19 protein-coding genes are annotated in these 19,102 nt (G+C 62.6%); 8 read left to right on the top strand and 11 right to left on the bottom strand.

Features of this window, described 5'->3' with window-relative positions; translation table 11 throughout:
- The first annotated feature begins 126 nt into the window (after positions 1-126).
- On the top strand, positions 127-1,299 hold the full coding sequence (locus tag JFT44_RS25150; RefSeq protein ID WP_198831346.1) for an MFS transporter: 1,173 nt from the start codon (positions 127-129) through the stop codon (positions 1,297-1,299).
- Here the strand turns inward: JFT44_RS25150 and JFT44_RS25145 are convergent.
- Together JFT44_RS25145 and JFT44_RS25140 are read right to left on the bottom strand one after the other, a co-directional pair.
- Positions 1,293-2,330, bottom strand: coding sequence for a dienelactone hydrolase (locus JFT44_RS25145; protein ID WP_198831345.1), 1,038 nt, complete (start codon positions 2,328-2,330; stop codon positions 1,293-1,295). The two genes, JFT44_RS25150 and JFT44_RS25145, sit on opposite strands and share 7 nt — an antisense overlap.
- A 184-nt stretch (positions 2,331-2,514) precedes the next feature.
- The gene (locus JFT44_RS25140; RefSeq protein WP_057440100.1) at positions 2,515-3,126 is read right to left on the bottom strand and encodes an FMN-dependent NADH-azoreductase; all 612 of its coding nucleotides are present in this window, start codon (positions 3,124-3,126) and stop codon (positions 2,515-2,517) included.
- 125 nt (positions 3,127-3,251) lie between these two features.
- Between JFT44_RS25140 and JFT44_RS25135 the strand changes: the two genes are divergently transcribed.
- The gene (locus JFT44_RS25135; protein ID WP_057440099.1) at positions 3,252-4,160 is read left to right on the top strand and encodes a LysR substrate-binding domain-containing protein; all 909 of its coding nucleotides are present in this window, start codon (positions 3,252-3,254) and stop codon (positions 4,158-4,160) included.
- An 11-nt stretch (positions 4,161-4,171) separates the two neighbouring features.
- Positions 4,172-4,522, top strand: coding sequence for an MmcQ/YjbR family DNA-binding protein (locus JFT44_RS25130; protein WP_120732934.1), 351 nt, complete (start codon positions 4,172-4,174; stop codon positions 4,520-4,522).
- Between the two features lie 73 nt (positions 4,523-4,595).
- Here the strand turns inward: JFT44_RS25130 and JFT44_RS25125 are convergent, their stop codons facing one another.
- Entirely contained in the window at positions 4,596-4,994 is a 399-nt protein-coding gene (locus JFT44_RS25125) for a DUF1294 domain-containing protein (protein ID WP_198831353.1), read from the bottom strand.
- Complete coding sequence (locus tag JFT44_RS25120; protein WP_057959747.1) at positions 4,994-5,824, bottom strand: undecaprenyl-diphosphate phosphatase; 831 nt, start codon at positions 5,822-5,824, stop codon at positions 4,994-4,996. Before JFT44_RS25120 ends, JFT44_RS25125 begins: the two co-directional genes overlap by 1 nt.
- Positions 5,825-6,073: 249 nt before the next feature.
- On the opposite strand from JFT44_RS25120, the gene JFT44_RS25115 reads away from it, so the two are divergent.
- From JFT44_RS25115 to JFT44_RS25105, 3 genes are all read left to right on the top strand, one after another.
- Positions 6,074-7,708, top strand: coding sequence for a methyl-accepting chemotaxis protein (locus JFT44_RS25115; RefSeq protein ID WP_198831344.1), 1,635 nt, complete (start codon positions 6,074-6,076; stop codon positions 7,706-7,708).
- 147 nt (positions 7,709-7,855) lie between these two features.
- Positions 7,856-8,419 (top strand): nicotinamide riboside transporter PnuC, encoded by a 564-nt coding sequence (pnuC, locus tag JFT44_RS25110; RefSeq protein ID WP_057440095.1) that lies wholly within the window; start codon positions 7,856-7,858, stop codon positions 8,417-8,419.
- Positions 8,416-8,940, top strand: coding sequence for an AAA family ATPase (locus JFT44_RS25105; RefSeq protein ID WP_115128148.1), 525 nt, complete (start codon positions 8,416-8,418; stop codon positions 8,938-8,940). The genes pnuC and JFT44_RS25105 overlap by 4 nt, the downstream gene beginning before the upstream one ends.
- A 5-nt stretch (positions 8,941-8,945) precedes the next feature.
- On the opposite strand, the gene JFT44_RS25100 is transcribed toward JFT44_RS25105, so the two are convergent.
- The gene (locus tag JFT44_RS25100; protein WP_198831343.1) at positions 8,946-11,234 is read right to left on the bottom strand and encodes an acylase; all 2,289 of its coding nucleotides are present in this window, start codon (positions 11,232-11,234) and stop codon (positions 8,946-8,948) included.
- Positions 11,235-11,487: 253 nt separating this feature from the next.
- Between JFT44_RS25100 and JFT44_RS25095 the strand changes: the two genes are divergently transcribed.
- Complete coding sequence (locus JFT44_RS25095; protein WP_057440093.1) at positions 11,488-11,868, top strand: hypothetical protein; 381 nt, start codon at positions 11,488-11,490, stop codon at positions 11,866-11,868.
- Between the two features lies 1 nt (position 11,869).
- Here JFT44_RS25095 and JFT44_RS25090 read toward each other — a convergent pair whose 3' ends face one another.
- The 6 genes from JFT44_RS25090 to JFT44_RS25065 all read right to left on the bottom strand — a co-directional run bounded on the left by JFT44_RS25090 (position 11,870) and on the right by JFT44_RS25065 (position 17,895).
- A complete protein-coding gene (locus tag JFT44_RS25090) occupies positions 11,870-12,064 on the bottom strand; it encodes a hypothetical protein (protein ID WP_057440092.1) in 195 nt (64 codons plus the stop codon).
- A gap of 258 nt (positions 12,065-12,322) precedes the next feature.
- Positions 12,323-13,096 carry an enoyl-CoA hydratase gene (locus JFT44_RS25085; RefSeq protein WP_057440091.1) on the bottom strand — a complete coding sequence of 258 codons (774 nt, stop codon included), beginning with the start codon at positions 13,094-13,096 and terminating at the stop codon, positions 12,323-12,325.
- A gap of 14 nt (positions 13,097-13,110) precedes the next feature.
- On the bottom strand, positions 13,111-14,238 hold the full coding sequence (locus JFT44_RS25080) for an acyl-CoA dehydrogenase (RefSeq protein WP_115128144.1): 1,128 nt from the start codon (positions 14,236-14,238) through the stop codon (positions 13,111-13,113).
- 9 nt (positions 14,239-14,247) lie between these two features.
- Entirely contained in the window at positions 14,248-15,441 is a 1,194-nt protein-coding gene (locus JFT44_RS25075) for an acetyl-CoA C-acyltransferase (RefSeq protein ID WP_198831342.1), read from the bottom strand.
- A 12-nt stretch (positions 15,442-15,453) separates the two neighbouring features.
- The gene (locus JFT44_RS25070) at positions 15,454-16,221 is read right to left on the bottom strand and encodes an SDR family NAD(P)-dependent oxidoreductase (RefSeq protein ID WP_169961010.1); all 768 of its coding nucleotides are present in this window, start codon (positions 16,219-16,221) and stop codon (positions 15,454-15,456) included.
- A gap of 21 nt (positions 16,222-16,242) precedes the next feature.
- On the bottom strand, positions 16,243-17,895 hold the full coding sequence (locus tag JFT44_RS25065) for an AMP-binding protein (RefSeq protein ID WP_057440087.1): 1,653 nt from the start codon (positions 17,893-17,895) through the stop codon (positions 16,243-16,245).
- A 254-nt stretch (positions 17,896-18,149) separates the two neighbouring features.
- Here JFT44_RS25065 and JFT44_RS25060 point away from each other — a divergent pair, with 254 nt between their 5' ends.
- On the top strand, positions 18,150-19,043 hold the full coding sequence (locus JFT44_RS25060) for a bestrophin family protein (protein ID WP_169990078.1): 894 nt from the start codon (positions 18,150-18,152) through the stop codon (positions 19,041-19,043).
- The last annotated feature ends 59 nt before the right edge of the window (positions 19,044-19,102 follow it).

The following is a 19,102-nucleotide window of genomic DNA, read 5'->3' as shown; positions in this document are numbered from 1 at the left end:
TGACGGGGCTTTTTGCATTTCCAGGCTCGACCAACGGCGCGTCAGGGCCGATGATTGTTAGCCTGCTTCCTTTTCTTCCAAGCCCTTGCCATGATGCGTTCACCGCCCTGCCGCGAATGAGCCTCCATGCCAGCCGCCCTCAGCTCCCTGTCGATCACCCTGCAGATCGTCTCCATCGTCTTCTATACCTTTATCGCGTTTATCTGCATCGGCCTGCCGATTGCGGTGATCCCCGGCTACGTCCATGAACAACTGGGATTCAGCGCCGTGGTGGCCGGCGTGACCATCGGTTCGCAATACCTGGCCACCCTCCTCAGCCGCCCCATGGCCGGGCGCATGTCGGACAACGTCGGCACCAAGCGCGCGATCGTGCTGGGCTTGAGCGGTATTCTGCTCAGCGGTGTCTTGACGTTTTTTGCCACGCTGCTGCACAGCCTGCCCAGCCTGAGCCTGGGAATTCTGCTGGTCGGTCGCGTGTTGCTGGGCGTGGCCCAGGGCCTGATCGGTGTCGGCACCATCAGTTGGTGCATGGGCCAGGTCGGCGCCGAACACACCGCGCGCTCGATCTCCTGGAACGGCATCGCCTCCTATGGCGCCATCGCCATTGGCGCGCCGCTGGGCGTGGTGATGGTTGCGCAATACGGTTACAACAGCCTCGGTCCCGCGCTGGCCGTGCTGGCAGCCCTGGGCCTGGTGCTGATCCGCAAAAAACCCTCGGTGCCGGTGGTGCGCGGCGAGCGCCTGCCGTTCTGGGCGGTGTTCGGGCGGATCGCGCCGTTTGGTGCCAGCCTGTGCCTGGCGTCCATTGGCTACGGCACCCTGACCACCTTCATTGCCCTGTTCTACCTCAATCGCGGCTGGACCGGCGCCGCCTGGTGCCTGACGGTGTTTGGCATCTGCTTTATCCTCTCGCGCCTGCTGTTTATCTCGAGCATCAGCCGTTTTGGCGGGTTTCGCGCGGCGATTGCCTGCATGACCCTGGAAACCCTCGGCCTGACCCTGCTGTGGCTCGCGCCCTCGCCCGCCATTGCCCTGATCGGCGCCGGCCTCACCGGGTTTGGCTTGTCGTTGGTGTACCCGGCACTGGGCGTCGAAGCCATCAAACAGGTGCCCAACAGCAGCCGGGGCGCCGGGCTGAGTGCCTATGCGGTGTTTTTTGACCTGGCGCTGGCGATTGCCGGACCGCTGATGGGTGCGGTGGCGTTGAACTTGGGCTACTCGTGGATTTTCTTTTGCGCGGCGCTACTGTCCGTCACGGGCCTGGGCCTGACCTGGCTGCTGATGCGCCGGGCCTACTGATCCGCAGTCTGTATCCCGGCCCGCGAGTGCTGGCCGAGGGTGCGCCCGAAAAAACGCCCGGCCTCGGAGATCAGGTCGCGGTGAATACCCTCGCGGTCCACCCCATCGGCATCGGTACAAAGCGCCGGCATCAGCGCCAGTTGCTCGTCATCGCAAGGGGCCATGAAGATAAAGTGCCCAGCCCCGGCCAACAGTTTGAAATCCGGCGGCTGTGGCAGCTTGCGCGCCAGGGCGGCGGCGTTTTTATCCACGGCTACCAGCTTGTCGCCATCGCCGCTGTACAGCAGCACCGGCACATGCACGTCGCCCAGGGTCTGACGACCGAACATCAGGCTAAGCGGCGCCATCAGCATCAACGCGTGGATCCGTGGGTCGGCCTGGGGTTGCAGGTCATCGCGGTCGACCACCAGCTCACCCTTAGAGGTACAGGCGTCGCGGTCTTCAGGACGCTCCTGGCAATAGCGGCGCAAACGCTCGAAATCCGGCTTGGCCCCGGCCAGGATCAGCGCCGTCTCGCCGCCCGCCGAATAGCCAATCACCCCTACCTGGCCCACGTTGACGAACGGCGACAGCATCGGGTCGCCCAGGGTCGCGGTAATCGCCGCAGAAATCTGGATCGGCCGGCCATACAGGTTACTCAAGGTACCCAGGCGGCTGTGGTCCTTATAGTTGTCGCCCGGGTGCAGCACGGCGACCACCACAAACCCCTTGCGCGCCAGCGACGTCGCCAGGTCGTGCAAAGCCAGGGGCGTGCCGGTGTTGCCATGGGACAGCATCAGCAACGGGAAGCGGCCGATGGCGACCTTGGCGTCCTCGGCGGCGGCGACGCGATACGCCCCCACCTGACTGAGATGTTCATCACCCTTGGACGGATAAAACGCGATGGCTTTCATCGGCTGCGAATCCAGCGGGTCAAGAAAGCTCATGCGGTGATAGCCCACGCTCCAATGGGGGTGCGGGGCGACAGCGGCGTGCACTGAAACGAGGCCGCCGAGCAGGGAAACCAGCAAGACTGCACAAAGACGCATCATGGGGATGTCCACCTGTGCTGGGTGACGCCTGCAGGCCGATGCAGCCTCGGGCGGTATGACCCGGTGTTGCATAAGCTGCGCCATATTCGCCGGTTCAAAACAAAAAACTCCGTATTCCGCCGGCATTGAAGCTAGCAGAATACAGAGTTTAGACAGCCCGAATCAGATTGAAAGGCGCTCGTGCTTACGCCGCGACGAACAACTGCTCGCTGATCAGCGCATTGGCATCGTTCAATGCCTTGCTGCGTGCTTCGTCACCATAGGCCAGGCCGTGGGCACGTACGAACTCGATATCGGTGATACCGAAGAAGCCCAGCAGCACTTTCAAGTAGTCCTCGTGCCCGACTCCGGTCGGTTGGCCAACGTGCAGGCCACCGGCGGTGGAGACCACGATGACTTTCTTGTTGCCGCACAGGCCTTGCGGGCCGGCTTCGGTGTAGCGGAACGTCTGGCCAGCGACGGCAATGCGGTCGATCCAGGCCTTGAGCTGGGTGGGAATGGTGAAGTTGTACATCGGCGCGGCGATAACCACCGCGTCGGCAGCCAGGAACTCGGCCAGGGTCGAGGCGCTCAGGTCGGCTTCGTGCTTCTGTACGGCATCACGCAACTCGGCGCTGGTGCCCAACGCGCCCAGGGTAATCCCGGAAAAATGGGTGATACCTTCGCTGGCCAGGTCACGGTAGGTCACTTCGACACCCGGCTCAGCCGCCTGCCAGGCCTTGACCACTTCGCCGCTCAACTGGCGGGATACCGAGTTGTCACCGAGGATGCTGGAATCAATATGCAAGAGTTTCATGTGGGATCTCCAAGTGAGGATCGCCACCGGCGATCTGATGGGGAGAATCCTACAGATCAATCCAATAGCCGATTAGCCGGTTAAAATGCGATAGTTCGTCCCACTGACAGGACAATAGGCCCAACATGCAAGACCTCAATGACCTCTACTATTTCGCCAAGGTGGTGGAAGCCGGTGGCTTCGCGGCGGCTGGCCGGCTGCTGGGCATCCCCAAGTCGCGGCTGTCGCGGCGCATTGCCGAACTGGAAGAACGCCTCGGCGCCCGCCTCTTACAGCGCACCACCCGGCAACTGACCCTGACGGCCGTCGGCGAACGCTACCTGGGGCACTGCCAGGCGATGCTGCTGGAAGCGGAAATGGCCGACGAAGCCGTGGTCAACATGTCCAGCGAACCCCGGGGCCGGCTGCGGGTCAGTTGCCCGGTGGGCCTGGCCCACGAAATCCTGCCGACGGTGGTGGCGCAATTCCTCGCGGCCCACCCGCTGGTGCAACTGGAGATGATGCTGATCAATCGCCGCGTCGACCTGGTGGCCGAGGGTGTAGACGTAGCTTTGCGTGTGCGCGAGTTGGGGGACGAAGACCCACTGCTGGTGACCCGTCGCCTGCGTCAGGCGCAGACGGCCATGGTCGCCAGCCCCGAGTTTGTGCGCGACCGCCAGATCAACAGCCCGGCCGACCTCAAACACCTGCCGGTATTGGGCGCCCTGGAAGCCGACCGTATGGTCCACCTGCGCATGCTCGACCCTGCCGGCAATGCCACCGACCTGGCGATGGAGGCCCGCCTGGGCATCGACGACTTCCTGGTGCGCAAGGCCAGCGCCCTCGCCGGCCTGGGCTTCACCGTGCTGCCCATGATGTATTGCGAGCAGGAGCTGGAAAGTGGCCAACTGGTGCAACTGTTGCCCGAGTGGTCGCTGCCCGGTGGCTGGCTGCAAGCGGTGTACCCGCATCGACGCGGCGTATCCCCAGCGGTGCGCGCCTGGATCGACTTTCTGGCCCATGCCTTCAACAGTTGCGGAGATCGACTGCTATGAGTACCCGGAGCATGACCGAAGACGACGTCGCCCAGTTCTGCCTGGGCTTGCCCGGTGCACGGGAGGATTACAAGTGGGGCGGTGTGCGGGTGTTCTCGATTGCCGGCAACAAGATGTTCGCCCTGCAGAACCTGCGCGGCGACTCCCTGGCGTTCAAGGTCGACAAAGAACTGTTCCTCGGTCACGTCGACCGCCCCGGCATCCACCCGGCGCCGTACCTGGCGCGGGCGCAGTGGATCATCATGCAGGTGCCCTACCCACTGGGCGGCGAAGAACTGCGCGGCTTGCTGCAGCGCTCCCACCAGTTGGTGGTGAGCAAACTGCCCAAACGCACGCAGATCGGCCTGAGGCTGGACGAGTAAGCCAGCCCAGGTCGTCTTGGACACACCTTGATCATCGAGACATGCACAGCCCCCTGTGGGCGCAGCTTCGCTCTCAAGCCCCGCGCGGATAGAAGACTGCCAGCAGCGTGCCACCCAGAAACAACCGATCAATCCAGAACACCTGGTGCAGCAACACAATCAGCCAGAACACCACCTGATAAGACACCTTGCGCGTCTTGTGCCGGAACACCTGCTGCGCAACCAAGGCCCCCGGCCAACCACCAGCCAGCTCCATGGCATGCAGGATCTTCTCCGGGGTGCGCCAGCTATCGCTCTGGGCCTTGCGCTTGTCACTCCAATACAGGCAAAACGTCACCACGCTGACCAGGCCATAGGCCGCCAACGGGATCAGCGACACCCCGCGATACGCCAGCAGTGCCGCGCCAAACAACGGCACGGCACACAACAGTGCAAACACCACAGCCTTCAAGCGCAGATGCTGGATTGTCATCACGCCTTGGCCGCCGCCCAGTCAATCCAGCCGAACTGCCAGGTGGCCAGGATCAGCAAACCGAACGCAATGCGGTACCAGGCAAACACTGCATAGCTGTGGCTGGCGATGAACTTGAGCAAGCCACGCACTGCAATCATCGCGAAGATGAACGAGACCACAAAACCGACGGCAAACACCGGCAGATCCGCAGGCTGGAACAGGTCACGGTATTTATAGCCCGAGTACACCGCCGCCCCGACCATGGTCGGCATCGCCAGGAAGAACGAAAACTCGGTGGCCGTCTTGCGCGACAGGCCAAACAACAGGCCACCGATAATGGTCGAGCCGGAACGCGACGTCCCTGGAATCATCGCCAGGCACTGGGCAAAGCCCACTTTCAAGGCGTCTTTCCAGGTGATGTCATCGACGGTTTCGGCATGGATGACATGCTCGCGACGCTCGGCCCACAACATGATCACCCCGCCGATCACCAGCGCAGTGGCCACCGTGATCGGGTTGAACAGGTATTCGTGGATCAGGTCGGCAAAAATCACCCCCAACACCACCGCCGGCAGGAAGGCGATCAGCAGATTGACGGTAAAGCGCTGGGCGTTGCGCTGGGTCGGCAGGCCGGTCACCACGTCGAGGATCTTGCGCCGGAACTCCCAGACCACCGCCAGGATGGCGCCCAGTTGAATGATGATGTTGAACGCCATGGCGCGCTCGCCACCGAAGTCGAGCAAGTCAGCGACGATAATCTGGTGCCCGGTACTGGAGATCGGCAAGAACTCTGTCAGCCCTTCGACAATGCCAAGTATCAATGCCTGAAAGGCGGTCCAAAGATCCATTATTCCCCCAAAGGTCATGCGACGGCATGCCTCGTTGATATTTTCTAGGTGTTCACTAACGATGAGCACGCGGCAAGGCTGCGCGCAGGATCAAGGCTGACCTGCAAAAATTCTGTGAAAAATCAGGCAGTACTCAGGTTTTTTGATTCCGGGCCGAAAGCCTATCAGACAAGCCCGAATTTCGCTTCGCGTTATCACTGGCCGATCAACGCAGCACCGAAAATTATAAGAACGCGGAGTGACAAGACTATGAACAGTTTGCGCAATATGTCGATCAGTCGGCGCCTCTGGATGATCCTGATAGTCGCCGTGTTGATGTTGATGACCCTGGGTTTGTTGATGCTCAAGCAGATCCACGACGACCTCTACCAGGCCAAGAGCCAGAAAACCCAGCACGTAGTGCAAACTGCCAGCGGGATTCTGAATTTTTATCACGGCCTTGAAACCACCGGGGTGCTGACCCGCGAAGCCGCGCAGAAACAAGCCCTGAGTGTGGTGCGCGGTCTGCGCTACGACCAGAACGAATACTTCTGGATCAATGACCTGACGCCGGTGATGATCATGCACCCGGCCAACCCCAAGCTCGACGGCCAGAACCTATCGGCCATCCGCGATCCGGACGGCTTTGCGATCTTCAATGAGTTCGTCACCCTGGCCAAGGCCAAGGGCGTCGGCATGGTCGATTACCGCTGGCCGAAACCCGGCGCGGCTGAGCCCGTGGCCAAGACCTCCTATATCCAGTTGTTCGAACCCTGGGGCTGGATCATAGGCTCCGGCGTCTATGTGGACGACGTACAGGCACAATTTCGCGGCCAGGTCTGGAAAGCCTCGCTGATCGGCCTGGGCATTGCCCTGATCATGGCCCTGCTGGTGGTGCTGATTGCCCGCAGCATCGTGCGCCCGTTGCAGGAAGCGGTACAGGCCATGGCCAACATCGCCAGTGGCGAAAGCGACCTGACCCGCAGCCTCGACACCCATGGCCAGGACGAAGTCACGCAACTGTCCCAACACTTCAACACCTTCACCGCCAAACTGCGCCAGGTGGTCAGCCAGTTGCAGGTGTGCGCCAATGCCCTGGCCCAGTCGTCCGCCGAGCTGGGCAACAACGCCAGCCAGGCCCATGACCGCAGCCAGCAACAATCCCAGCAAATGGAGCTGGTGGCCACCGCCATCAATGAAGTGACCTACGGCGTCCAGGACGTGGCCAAGAATGCCGAGCACGCCGCCAGCGAAATGCGTGACGCGCAGACCCAGGCCGAACAGGGCCAGGTCAATATCGACGGCAGCCTGCAACAGATCGACGCGCTGTCCGGCACCATCAGCCAGGCGGTGGAAGTGATCCGCACCCTGTCCACCGAAAGCACGCAGATTGGCGGGGTGCTGGAGGTGATTCGCTCGATTGCCGAGCAGACCAACCTGCTGGCTCTCAACGCCGCCATCGAAGCGGCCCGCGCCGGTGAACAAGGCCGTGGTTTTGCCGTGGTCGCCGACGAAGTGCGCCTGCTGGCCCAGCGCACGCAAAAATCCACTGCCGAAATCCAGAACATGATCGAGCGCCTGCAAGGGCATTCCGAAGCAGCGGTCAAGGTCATCAGCGACAGCCACCAGGCCTCGCAACTGACCATCGAACAAGCCGGCCAGGCGGGCGCCAGCCTGAATGCCATCGGCCAGGCCCTGCGCAACCTCAACGGCCTGAACGCCTCGATTGCCAGCGCGACCCTGCAACAGGCCCACGTGGTGGAAGACATCAACCAGAACGTGACCCAGGCCGCCGGCCTGTCCCATAGCACTGCGCTGGCGGCCCAGCAATCGAGCGAGGCCAGCGTGCATCTGAAGGACTTGAGCGAAGAACTCAACGGCCTGCTGCGCCAGTTCAAGGTCTAGCCCTCCTCCCGACAGCAACCCGCTCGCCACAGCGAGCGGGTTTGCCACAGCAATCCCTCTTCCCATAATTAGCCCCCGGCCTGGACAGGATTTTGCCCGGCCGGTTGGGTACAATCGCCCTCCTCTTCGACTCTTCCAAGGAATCCCATGTCCGGGCTTGAACTGTTTGCCGCCGCGCTGGGGGTGATTGCCGTCTGGTTGACGGTCAAGCAGAACCCGTGGTGCTGGCCGATCGGCCTGGTCATGGTGCTGCTGTACACCTGGGTGTTCTTCGAGGTGAAGCTGTATTCCGACATGCTGCTGCAAGTGGTGTATGCCGGCCTGCAGGTCTACGGTTGGTGGCAATGGACTCGCGCCGGCGAGGTCAAGCAAGGGCGCCAGGTCAGCAGTCTTGGCAGCCAGGCGATCCTCCTGAGCCTGACGGTTGGCGCAGTCGGCAGCCTGTTGCTGGGCGCCGCCATGGCACACTGGACCGATGCTGCACAACCCTGGCTGGACGCCGCCCTGACCGGCTTCAGCCTGGTGGCGCAGATGTGGATGGCGCAAAAACGCGTGCAATGCTGGGCACTGTGGATTGTGGTCGATGTGATTTTTGTCGGCCTGTTTGTCTACAAGGGGCTGTACCTGACGGCCGCGCTCTATGCCCTGTTCACAGTGATTGCCGTACAAGGCTGGCGCGAATGGCGCGCCGATCCGGCGTTGCGCACATGAAGGTGCTGGTGATGGCAGGCCCCGAGTCCAGCGGTAAAAGCTGGCTGGCCGAGCAGTTGCAGGCGCATTTCGGTGCGGTGCTGGTGGGCGAGTATGTGCGCTATTTCATCGACCACTACCAGCGTGATACGACCCTCGCCGACATCCCGGACATCGCCCGTGGCCAACTGGCCTGGGAAGATGCCGGCCGTGCCCGGCAGCCGCAACTGCTGATCCTTGATACTCACCTGCTGACCAACAAGCTGTGGAGCCTGACGCTGTTTGGCGATGCCCCCGCGTGGCTCGACGAGGCACTGCTGGCCCGCCATTACGACCTGCACCTGTTGCTGTCGCCCGAAGGCATTGGCTGGACCGCCGACGGTCAACGCTGCCAGCCGGACCTGGCCGACCGCCGGGCCTTCTTCCAGGCCAGCCGCGACTGGCTGGAGCAGCATCAGCAACCGTACAAGGTGATTGGCGGGGATTGGCAGGCACGCCATGACCAGGCGTTTGCCGCCGTGGCGCACCTGCTCGGCCAATAAAGCCCCTACTCGTGGATCACCTGCCGTTGATACTGTGGGTCAGCCTTGATCTGCTGTTCGGTAAACGGCAACGGGCTGAGCTTTTTCGCGGAAAACGCCTGGGTCTGGTCCTTGAAGTACGGCGACGCCGGATCGCTGGACAGTGAGAACGCCAACACGCCTTCCGCTTTCGGCCCCTGGTCGTCGAAGGTGACGATCTGCAAGTAACTGCTGCCGCTGACCACCTCACGCTTGCCATCGGCCCTCGGCACGCTTTGCATGGCGTTGTAGATCCCCAGTTCCTGTGGGCCACCGTGCATCGGGGTGCTGCCCGAGACCTGGATATCGCCCCAACGAGTGCCTTCTTTCAACCCCGATTCACTCACCTGCGCCATTGACGCCAGCATTGCCTCACGCAACGCGTTGGCCACCTCAGGCTGCTCGATGAGCAACCCGCGCGGGGTGGTTTGTGGGTGGTCCGGGTCAAACGCAACGCGCCACACCTGCGGCACTTGCTGCAGGTGCTCCATGACCTGGAAGAAATGCACCAGGCCCAGGCCGCTGTCGAGGTTGGCCTTCTGGTCCCAGTCCTTGAGGCGGGTACACAGGGTTTTCAGGGCGGCATCCGTCTGTTGCGCGCAGAACTTGAGCAGATCCGGCATCACCTGCCCAGCCAGGTACACCTGGTTATCCAGCACCATGTGTTGCAAATCGGCGACGGTGATCGGCTGTGTGTCCAGGTCCTGCAAGCGCTGCAAGGCAAAACGCGAACGTGCGCCCAGGGCAATGTGATCCTGGCTGACCACCGGCGAAAAGCCGGCCAGCGGGGCCTTGGGGTTAGCCATCCAGGCCGAGTCGTTGGAGTGCTGCACGTAGTCCCGGCGCGCCAGCTGCGGCAGTTGATCAGCGGCGAAGATCCCCGGCTGGGCGGCGCGCGGATCGATATCCCAGGCGCAGGCACTGTGGGCACCGTCAAGCATGATCATCTGCAGACCGGCACGCGGGTCGCTGCATTGTTCGAGTTTTTTTGCACTGACGTTCGGCACCACCGACAGGTTCATATACAGGCTCTGCCCCTGATCGTCCGCCGCCAGGGTGTTGACCCAGGGAATCCCTTGCAGGCGGTGTACCGAGGCTTGCAAGTCCTTGAGGCTGCGGGCCTGGTTCATCGCGTACCACTGCTGCAGCACGCGGTCATTGCCCAGGTTGGCGTCGCGCAGGCTGAAAGCGTATTGCCCGTTCCAGTCGAGCTTGCCCGGCCATTGCACCACGGGCCCGAACTGCGAACTGTAGACCGTTTGGGTGTGGGCCTCGGCACCCTTGACCTGTACCGTTACCTGGGTTTTCTGCAGGGGGATCGACTTGCCGTCGAGCAAATAGCGGGTCGGGTCCTTCGGGTCCAGGGTCAGGCGATACAGGGTGAAATGCTTGGATGTGTCCACCGTATGGGTCCAGGCCACATGCTGGTTGAAGCCGATATTGACCACCGGCAGGCCCGGCAAGGCGGCGCCCATTACGTCCAACTGACCAGGAATGGTCAGGTGCATCTGATAAAAACGCATGCCGCCGATCCACGGGAAATGCGGGTTGGCCAGTAACATGCCGCGCCCGTTGAACGAGCGCTCGCTGCCCACCGCCACCGCGTTGCTGCCGCGATCCAGGGCAAAGCGTTGCTGCTTCAAGGTGGCGACCTCAAACGCTCGCACATCGCTCTGCACCGCCACGCCTGGCTGGGGTGGTGTCGCCCCCGCCAAGGCCTCGGCGAATTGCCCCACGCCACCTTCCACCAGCAACCGCCGGGTCAGCTTGATCAGGTCATCGGTCGTGATCGGCCGCACCCAGGCGCCCTGGCACTGCATCGGTCGGTCCTTGGCCCCGCGCTCTTGCAGGTAGCGGTTGTAACCCGCCGCATAGCCGGCAAGACGCTGCTGCATCTGCGGGGTCTGCGCCTTCCAGAAAGCCGTCACTGCTTCGGGCGTATTGAGCCAGGTAAAGAACACATCGCTGGTCAAGTTGTTGCGCTCTTCCAGGGTCGCCTGCTCGGCACCGAAGTAACGAGCGCGCTGGCCATTGACCGTGACCACTTCGTTGGCCAGCAGGCACAGGTTGTCCTGCGCGTAGGCATAGCCGATGCCATAGCCCAGGCCGCGCTCATCGTTGGCGCGGATATGCGGGATACCAAACCCGGTGCGGCGGATATCGGCGCTCAGCGTACCCGCCTGCACCTCGCTCACCTGGCGGGCCGTCGCACACAGGCTCACCCCCAGCAACACACCCGCCACGCAAACCCTGGACAACCCGTTGGAAATAATCACGCAGACCCCATCATCAAACCAAATTGAACGCCCAAGGCGGGGCCGACTCGCCAACACCAGCCCATGGATAAAGACGTAGAAATCCGCAGAAATTTAGGCCGCGCGCGCCTTATTTACCGGCGCCAGGAAGGTGACAGACGTAAGACCGAGAAAATTTATCCGGCTTGGACTTCATGATTTGCGTGGCTCATACGTCTTATTAACTAGAGAGCACCATCGTTTTCCTGATCAGGCTCTGATAAGGAGTTTTTGCATGCACAACCCGCAACTGCCCACGGACGGACATTTTATGGCACACGACGCCGCTTTCGGCGCAAGTAACCAAGCCTTCGGCAAGGCCCCCGAGCATCAAGGCAACCAACGCATCCGGCATCTGCTCAAGTGTTTTGGGTTGCGTACCAGCCTGATCCGGCTGAAAGTCATCGACGCCCTGCTCACCGCCGCCGACAACGGCCGCTCGCTGGGTGTACGGGGTGTGCACAGCCACTTGCTGGAACTGGGCATCCCGCTGTCGTTTCTCAGTGTGCGCGAGGTGCTCAAGCGCCTGTGCAGCGAGGGCGTGATCACCCTCAACAGCGACAAAAGCTACAGCCTCCATGAAGAGGCTGCCAAGGTCCTGGCGACCAGCGCCTGACTTACAGGTTGGGCTTGACCTTGCGGCGCATGATGCCGTTGATCACCACCACAATCACCGCCACGGCAATGGCGATGTACTGGAACGTCTTCTCACTGATGGCGCCGATGTTCTGCAAATAGGACAGGCCAAACATCGTGCCGAGGACGACCAGGGAAATCAGAATCGAGTAAATCAAGCGTTGCTTCTGGGTCATGACGGGTTCCTGAAACCTGAAAATTGTATCTGGGGCGTATCAGGGCCTCATGTTACAGGCGATAAAGCGCTTTGGCATGACCCTATTTGCCTTGCCAGCGCAACGGTTGTGGCGAGCGGGCTTGCCCGCGCGGGGCTGCGTAGCAGCCCCAATACACCCAGCGCATTGCTTCAGTTGAACACGCGGGGCCGGATTTTAGGGCTGCTACGCCACCCAACGCGGGCAAGCCTGCTCGCCACGGGGCAGTTGGTCAGGGGCTTATTGGTCCTTGAACTGCGGCGCACGCTTGGCCACGAACGCGGCCATGCCTTCCTTCTGATCCTGGGTCGCGAAGGCGGCGTGGAACACCCGGCGCTCAAAGCGCACGCCTTCCGACAGGCTGACTTCAAAGGCGCGGTTCACGCTTTCCTTGACCATCATGCTGATCGGCACCGATTTACTGGCGATCAGCGCCGCAACCTGGAGCGCCTCGTCCAGCAGTTCGTCCGCCGGCACAATCCGCGCCACGATGCCGCAACGCTCGGCCTCCACGGCGTCGATAAAACGCCCGGTCAGGCACATCTCCATGGCCTTGGCCTTGCCCACCGCACGGGTCAGGCGCTGGGTGCCGCCCATGCCCGGCAGGACGCCGAGGTTGACTTCCGGCTGGCCGAACTTGGCCGTGTCACCGGCCAGGATAAAGTCGCACATCAACGCCAGTTCACAGCCGCCACCTAGGGCAAAACCATTGACCGCCGCGATGATCGGCTTGCGGCGGTTGGCCACACGGTCGCTGTCGCTAAACAGATCATCAAGGTAGATCTGCGGGTAGGTCAGCTCGGCCATTTCCTTGATATCGGCGCCAGCGGCAAAGGCTTTCTTCGAGCCGGTCAACACGATGCAACCGATGTCGGGATTGGCTTCCAGGCTGTCCAGGGCCTGGTTCACTTCGCTGACCAATTGCGCGTTCAAGGCATTCAGCGCCTGGGGGCGATTGAGGGTAATCAGCCCGACACGGCCTTGAACGTCGAGCAAAATGGTTTCATAACTCATTGATCCGTTCCTCTTCAAAGATTGCGCGAAATGACCATGCGCTGAATATCACTGGTGCCTTCATAAATCTGGCAGACCCGCACATCACGGTAGATCCGCTCCAACGGGAAGTCGCTCAGGTAACCGTATCCACCCAGGGTTTGCAAGGCGGCAGAACAGACTTTCTCGGCCATTTCCGAGGCAAACAGCTTGGCCATGGACGCCTCCACCAGCGCAGGCTTGCCGCTGTCGCGCAGGGCCGCCGCGTAGTGCACCATCTGCCGGGCCACAGCGATCTGGGTGGCCATGTCCGCCAGGCGAAACGCTACAGCCTGGTGCTCGATCAGCGGTTTGCCGAAGCTTTCCCGCTCACGGGCGTAATCCCGGGCAGCTTCGAACGCCGCACGGGCCATGCCCACCGATTGCGAGGCAATACCCACGCGACCGCCCTCCAGGTTGGCCAGGGCGATTTTGTAGCCTTCGCCCTCCTCGCCCAGGCGGTTGGCGACCGGCACCTTCACATCCTCAAACAGAATCTGACAGGTGTCGGACGCATGCTGGCCCAGCTTGTCCTCGACCCGCGCGACGGTGTAGCCCGGCGAGTCGGTGGGCACGATAAACGCGCTGATCCCACGCTTGCCGGCCGCAGGATCGGTCACGGCAAATACAATCACCACCCCGGCGTTCTGCCCGGAGGTGATGAACTGCTTGCAGCCATTGAGCACGTAATGATCGCCTTCAAGACGCGCGCGGGTTTTCAGGCTGCTGGCATCGGACCCGGCCTGGGGCTCGGTCAAGGCAAACGCACCGAGCATTGCGCCGCTGGCCAGGGGTTTGAGGAATTGTTCTTTCTGCTGGTCATTGCCGAACTTGAGGATGGGCACGCAGCCCACCGAGTTGTGCACGCTCATGATGGTCGAGCAGGCGCCATCACCGGCAGCGACCTCTTCCAGGGCCATGGCATAGGCCAGGTAGCCGGTGTCGCAGCCGCCCCACTGTTCCGGCACGAGCATGCCGAAAAAACCCAGCTCGGCCATCTCAGCGATAGCCTCCCTGGGGAAGCGATGCTCGCGGTCCCACTCGGCAGCGAACGGTTTGAGCCGCTCCTGGGCGAATTGCCGGGCCGCGTCGCTGATTTGCAGTTGTTCGTCATTGGGCAACATAAAAATTCCTTAATCCAGGCATTCGACGGCGATGGCCGTGGCTTCACCGCCGCCGATGCAGATGGCTGCAACGCCGCGCTTGAGGCCCCGCTGGCGCAGCGCTGAAAGCAGGGTCACGAGGATCCGCGCGCCGGATGCGCCAATCGGATGCCCCAGGGCACACGCCCCACCGTGGACGTTGACCTTGTCGTGGGGGATTTCCAGCTTGCTCATGGTCACCAGGCTGACCACGGCAAAGGCTTCGTTGATCTCGAACAGGTCGACATCGCCCAGGTCCCAGCCGGTCTTGCTCATCAGCTTGCGAATCGCCCCCACCGGCGCCACCGGGAACAGCCCCGGCTCATCGGCAAAGGCCGCATGACCGTGGATCACTGCCAGGGGCTTGAGCCCACGCTTCTGCGCTTCGGACTGGCGCATCATCAGCAAGGCCGCCGCGCCGTCGGAGATCGAGCTGGAGTTGGCCGCCGTCACCGTGCCGCCTTCGCGGAACGCCGGCTTCAAGGTGGCGATCTTATCCAGGCGCGCCTTGGGCGGCTGCTCGTCGTCGGTGATGGTCTTTTGCTCCTTGCCCACGGTGACCTGCACCGGGACGATCTCGGCGCTGAAACGCCCGGCACTGATCGCCTGCTGGGCGCGGGTCAGCGAGGCAATGGCAAACGCATCCTGGGTTTCGCGAGTAAAGCCATTGGCCTCGGCGCAATCCTCGGCAAAGGTGCCCATCAGGCGGCCCTTGTCATAGGCGTCTTCGAGGCCGTCGAGGAACATATGGTCAAGCACCCGGCCATGGCCCATGCGGTAGCCGCTACGGGCCCGATCCAGCAGGTACGGGGCATTGGACATGCTTTCCATGCCGCCGGCGATCACCACCTGCACGCTGCCGGCCAGCAGCGAGTCATGGGCGAGAATCGCCGCCTCCATGCCCGAACCGCACATTTTGTTGAGGGTGGTGCAACGTGTCGATTTATCCAGGCCGGCACCCAGCGCGGCCTGGCGTGCCGGGGCCTGGCCGAGACCGGCGGGCAGCACGCAACCGAACAGCACTTCATCCACGGCGTCGTGGGCGATACCGGCGCGCTCGACAGCCGCACGAATCGCGGCGGCGCCCAGTTGCGGCGCGGTCAGGCCCTTGAGGTCGCCCTGGAAGCCGCCCATGGGCGTGCGTACGGCGCTGACAACAACAATCGGATCGTGAAGCTGAGTCATGACAAGTCCTCCTTACTTGGCCGCCATGCGCAAGGCACCGTCAAGACGGATCACCTCGCCATTGAGCATGCTGTTTTCAATGATATGCCGGGCCAGCGCGGCGTATTCGGCCGGTTTGCCCAGGCGTGGCGGGAACGGCACGCCGGCCGCCAGGGAGTCACGAACCTCCGGGGTCATGCCGGCCATCATCGGTGTTTCAAAGATGCCCGGGGCGATGGTCATCACGCGGATGCCGAAGCGCGCCAGTTCACGGGCGGCCGGCAGGGTCAGGCTGGCAATCGCGCCCTTGGACGCCGCGTAGGCGGCCTGGCCGATCTGCCCGTCGAAGGCCGCCACCGAAGCGGTGTTGATGATCACCCCGCGCTCACCGTCGACATCCGCCGTGGTTTCGGCAATCGCCGCTGCGGCCAGGCGCAGCAGGTTGAAGCTGCCGACCAGGTTGACGTTGATCACCTGGGCAAAGCTGGCCAGGGCATGGGGCCCATTCTTGCCGAGGATTTTCTCGCCGCGCACCACCCCCGCGCAGTTGACCAGGCCATGCAGGGCGCCAAACGCCGCCACCGTGGCCTGTACCGCAGCTTCAGCGGCCGCTTCCTGGCTGATATCCGCGACCACACTGCGCGCCTGCGCGCCCAGTTTTGCAGCCTGGGCCGCCACGGCGTCGGCATTCAGGTCCACCAGCATCACCTTGGCACCCGCAGCCACCAGCATTTCGGCGGTAGCCGCGCCGAGGCCCGAAGCGCCGCCGCTGACCATAAATACCTTGTTTTCAATCTGCATCGTTGTTTCCTTAAAGAGGGATCAAGCCGTGGTCGCTGCCTGGACCTTGGCGATTTCCTGGTTACGCAAAATAAACCGCTGCAGCTTGCCGCTCGGGGTCTTGGGCAAGTCGCTGACAAATTCGATTTCCCGCGGGTAGGCGTGGGCCGCCAGGCGCTTGCGCACATGCAGGCGCAGTTCCTCGGCCAACGCGGCGTCGGCGCGGTACTGGCTGTTGATCACCACAAAAGCCTTGACCAGTTCGGTGCGCTCGGCGTCCGGCTTGCCGACCACGGCGGCTTCGATCACCGCCGGGTGCTCGACCAAGGCGCTTTCCACATCAAACGGTCCTACCCGGTAGCCAGACGTCGTGATCACATCGTCGCTGCGCCCGACAAAACTGATGCTGCCATCGGGGTTCAATTCCACGGTGTCGCCGCTCAAGTAGTACTTGCCGACAAAGGCCTTGGTCTTGACCCCTTCATAGCCGGCGAACCAGCACATCGGTGACTGCTCGCGGTCGATCGCCAGGATGCCGGGCTGGCCGGCGGGCAGTTCCTGGTGGTTGTCGTCCAGTACCACGATGCGGTGCCCCGGCGAGGCAAAGCCGGCGGAGCCGACATGCACCGGGTGTTCCAGGCCGTGGTGGTTGCACAGGACCATGCCCAGTTCGGTCTGGCCGTAATGGTCGTGGATGGTCACGCCCAGGTTATCGGCGAACCAGCGGATCACTTCCGGGTTCAGCGGCTCGCCGGCGCTGCTGACAATGCGCAACCGGCCCTTGATCGAGCGCGCGAACTGTTCGCCACCGGCGATCAGCAGGCGGTAGGCCGTGGGCGAACCGGTCAGGTTGGTGATCCCGTATTTGTTGATGACCCGGCAGGTGCTTTCCAGGGTGAACGGGCCATCGTAGAAGGTGATCGGATGGCCCATGGACAACGGCCCGGTCACACCGAAGTAGATGCCATAGGCCCAGCCCGGGTCGGCGACGTTCCAGAACGCGTCTTCGGGGCGCAGGTCCACGGCGTCGCGGGTATAACTCTGGAACGCAACAAGGGCCTTGAGCGGCACGGCCAGGGCTTTCGACGGGCCGGTGGTGCCAGAGGTGAACATCAGCAGGAATGGATCATCGGCGCCCAGCAGTACCGGTTCGCACACATTCGAATAGTTGGGCAACTCGGCCCAGAAGCTGAAATCGCCGCGCACAATGCCTTCGCCCTTGGCGCCGGCCACGGTGACGATGGTCGGGCAGTCAGCGACTTCGGCAAGCTTGCTGCGGTTGACCGCGTCGGTCACCACCAGCGCCGCGCCGGAGCTGTTCAGGCGATGCTCGATGGCCTTGGGGCCAAAGGCCGTGAACAGCGGTTGATAGACCGCGCCGATGCGCCAGGTGGCGAGCACCGTCACCAGCAATTCGGCAGTGCGTGGCAACAGGCCGGCGACCTTGTCGCCACGCTTGACGCCCTGGGCCAGGAGGAAGTTGGCCAAGCGCGCCGCCTGATCCTGCAATTCGCTGAAGGTCACGGTGGCGCTGCGGCCATCCTTGCCCTCCCAAAACAACGCAATGCGCCCCGGCAACGCGTGCCGGTCGCAGCATTCGACGCAGGCGTTGAGCGCCTGCAAGTGGCCGGCCAGTGCGGCCTCGACGGTTTGCTGGTAGTTGAACTGGGTGGTAGCAGCCAAATAATCGCGCATCGTGGCAAATCCCTGTGTCTTTTGTTGTTTTGGGGGGCGTGCTTTTGCGGGGTTGAATCAGGGGAAATAGTGGCGCCAGAGCGGCGCAGGGACAATGGTCAAAGCTTTCAATGTGGCTGACTGGTTTGGCCAATGGCGCCATGGACCAAACCGTTGCGTCATAGAGGCCAACAATCAGCCGGTCAACGCAAGCGATTGGACGCCCCGCCCGCCGGCTTCTAATCTGAGGGCCTGCGCCACGAAGAAGCCCCTCGATGATTGTTCGCCCCAAACCCAACCTATTCGGCATCCTGTTCTCCCTCAAGGGTTCGATTGCCAAGCGTATTGCCCTGCGCAGCCTGCTGGTGACCCTGCTGGCCTCGGTGATCGTGCTGGTGGAAACCCTGCACCCGGCCTACTTCTCCAAGGTCAACGCCACGCCGTTCACCCTGCTCGGGCTATCGCTGTCGATTTTCATGAGTTTTCGCAACAACGCCTGCTACGACCGCTGGTGGGAAGGTCGCAAGCAACTGGGGCAGATGGTCATTGAAATCCGCTCGCTGATCCGCGAAACCCAGGTTTTCACTCAGCCCGGCGAGCGCGAGGGCCTGTTGCGCGGCCTGTGTGGTTTTGCCCATGGCCTGGTGGCACGCCTGCGCCTGGAAGACGAGGCCCGTGCCATCCAGCCGTGGGTCAATGTCGAGCCCGGCCACCCGAACCTGCCGGACCGGATCCTGCAAACCCTCGGCGCCCACTGCTCGGATGCCGCGCAACAGGGGCGGATCAGCGACTGGCGCTACACCCAGCTGGAAACCCGCCTGGTGGGTCTCAGTCAAGTCCAGGCGGCGTGCGAACGGATCAAGAGCACACCGCTGCCCTTCCCCTACACCTTGCTGCTGCACCGCACCATCTATCTGTTCTGCATCCTGCTGCCCTTTGCCATGGCCGAGCCCCTGGGTTGGCTGACGCCGATTTTTACTGCCATTGTCAGCTACACCTTCTTTGGCCTGGATGAAATCGGCGATGACCTGGAGGACCCCTTCGGCTTCGACGAGAACGACCTGCCGTGCAATGCCATCGTGCGCACCCTGGAACGGGAGATCCTCGCCACCCTGGGCGAAACTGCCCTGCCAGCGCCCCTGGAGCCCGTGGACTATGTGCTGACGTGACGCGGGTTTGACACTCGCCGGTGTCTGACCGAAGCTGAGCGCTTTGCACTAGCTGCCCA

It is taken from the genome of Pseudomonas sp. MF5691, from assembly GCF_016405645.1.
GTDB classification, from domain to species: Bacteria; Pseudomonadota; Gammaproteobacteria; order Pseudomonadales; family Pseudomonadaceae; genus Aquipseudomonas; species Aquipseudomonas shahriarae.
This window is presented reverse-complemented; position numbering and strand designations above follow the sequence as displayed.